Below are 1,255 nucleotides of genomic sequence, written 5' to 3' on the forward strand. Positions count from 1 at the left end.
GGTGATCATCACCGATTCTAGTCATGTAGTGCTGTCGGCCATTCAACCGGAAACCGTGGCTCACCGTTTCGTGGTCAACAAGGAAGCCCCTGTTAATAGTAGCAACTAAGTTATTAACCCCATGCAACCCGGTCAATTAATTGTCATTACCGGCCCTAGCGGTGTGGGCAAGGGTACGCTAGTCCGGCATTTACTAACTCGTTTCCCTAACCTCTACCTGTCCGTATCCGCTACTACGCGCCCACCTCGACCGGGTGAAATTGAGGGGGAAGATTACTACTTTCTCGACCGTCCCAGTTTCGAGGAGAAAATGGCAGCCGGAGAATTTCTCGAATCGGCCGAATATGCGGGCAACTACTATGGAACACCCCAATCAGCGATCGCTGCTCAATTAGCAACAGGCCAGACCGTAATTCTAGAAATCGAATTAGAGGGAGCCAGACAGGTGTGTAAAAGCTTCCCCGAAGCGCGGAGAATCTTTATCCTACCCCCCACTTTCGAGGAATTAGAACGTCGTTTGCGCGACCGGGGCAAAGATGCCGAAACAGCGATCGCCCGTCGTCTAGAGCGCGCCCGAGAAGAATTGGCCGCCAGCGAGGAATTCCCCTATCAAATCGTCAACGATGACCTAGAAACCGCCCTAGATGCCATCGAGAAGATTATTTTTAGCCGTTAGCCATCCCATCAAGGGGCAGGAGGCAGGAGGCAGGAGGCAGGAGGCAGGAGGCAGGAGGCAGCCTTGAATCAGTTATCAGCTCCTGAAGGACGCAAAGCGCCCTAAAAAGAAAAAGAGAAACTAGGGGCAAGCCCTGATCTTCTAAATCTGGAAGTATCCTGAACTCAAACCGGAGTAACAATGGTGTCATGAGACCCGATTATCAGCAAAGGTCCCTAGGAAAGAGGAAAAAAGAATTGGCGGCACGAGGATTAACTCGTGAACCCGTGGTCGAGAATCAAGTAAAAAACCGGCTCTTCGGTTTGTGTTATGCAACGGACGGGGGTTATAAGGGATGGAACCCTTATATAGAAAGGCATTTAGCGATTTTTGTTAATTGTTTTTGCTCTAGAGCGAACTAATCAATTAAGTCTCTTGCCAGATAACGATTTAGTCGATTTATGCCCCCCTATCGAACCATACCAAGTAACGAAGAACCTCAATAATTGATTTTTTCTGAGAAAAAAAATTACAATTCTTCACCTTGAGAAAAATCAATCATTGTAGCTATAGTCCCTACTAGCAATGGGTTTTAAGCAA

At 48.0% G+C, this 1,255-nt stretch carries 2 protein-coding genes; both read left to right on the forward strand.

Translation table 11 applies throughout. The features are described 5' to 3' along the window. The coding region (locus PX481_RS13800; RefSeq protein ID WP_288094765.1) for an extracellular matrix/biofilm biosynthesis regulator RemA family protein at positions 1 to 109 on the forward strand (109 nt) is incomplete at its 5' end. 12 nt (positions 110 to 121) lie between these two features. Next, a complete protein-coding gene (gene gmk / locus PX481_RS13805; RefSeq protein WP_002762373.1) occupies positions 122 to 676 on the forward strand; it encodes a guanylate kinase in 555 nt (184 codons plus the stop codon). Positions 677 to 1,255 lie beyond the last annotated feature (579 nt).

This window comes from Microcystis sp. M53603_WE2 (genome assembly GCF_030065435.1).

Coding starts and splice junctions, on each gene's coding strand:
- gmk (WP_002762373.1), top strand. CDS start 122: ATGCAACCCGGTCAATTAATTGTCATTACCGGCCCTAGCGGTGTGGGC.